This is a genomic window from Vibrio sp. 1641 (assembly GCF_033339995.1).
GTDB classification, from domain to species: domain Bacteria; phylum Pseudomonadota; class Gammaproteobacteria; order Enterobacterales; family Vibrionaceae; genus Vibrio; species Vibrio alginolyticus.
This window is the reverse complement of the sequence record NZ_JAWOVP010000109.1, coordinates 1-807: the sequence shown is the minus strand read 5'-3', so window position 1 is coordinate 807 and position 807 is coordinate 1. Positions and strand designations below refer to the sequence as shown.

General features: G+C 47.1%; 1 pseudogene. It reads left to right on the top strand.

Features of this window, described 5'->3' with window-relative positions:
- Positions 1-807 (top strand): annotated as a pseudogene (locus R7Z47_RS24475) (hypothetical protein); the annotation flags it as partial.

Genomic DNA, 807 nt, shown 5'->3' with positions numbered 1-807 from the left:
TCCTTGGCTTAGAACGCCTAGACGCTGCGGAAGAAGCAACCCAAAAAGCGCACAAACTGGCCATTGAGCACGATCTAACGTGGATGAAAGCACACTCTTTCATCAGTCGAGCAAGACTAGAGCTACTGCGTAAAAACACGGACAGCGCAGCCGAGTTGTTGCTTGCCGCAGAAGAATCCGCGCTTAATTTCGATAATGGCGAACTGCTAAGTCAGATCTGTTTTCAGCAATCTCGCGTTGCTGAAGAGCAAGGCGATTTCGAAGCGGCATTTAATGCGTTTAAAAAATACCGAAAACATGCACTGAAAATGCTCAAAGAGCAGACCAATCGTGTCAGCATGGATAAAGCACGCGGCTCAAAACGCCAGCTAGAACAACGTGCTCGCAAGCTCATCAATCGTATTCGCTCTCAACATGAATACGATCCCGAAAAGCAGTTTTCTAACGTCGTTTCCGAAACGTACTGGTGGGAACAACTGGTTCTATTTAAGACTGAGCTTAAGCGCTCTAACCATGCCGTGATCATGATTCGTCACTCCAATCCTGCGTTTCTCGATGCGTGCACTGAACTGGTTCACTCATTAACGACGCCAAGCGATCTCATTTCACGCCTATCTAGCGATCGACTCGCTATGCTGATTGCCGAAAAAGATCAAGCCGCAGAAGAGCTCTACCGAACCGTGCATGCCATGTTAGACATTTATCCATGGGAACGACGTGGCCTCAAAGGGCCAAAACCGACATTGTATTTACAAGACATCCTGACTTTCCCATTTACTTTAGAGCAGTTGGAAGAAAGCTATATTG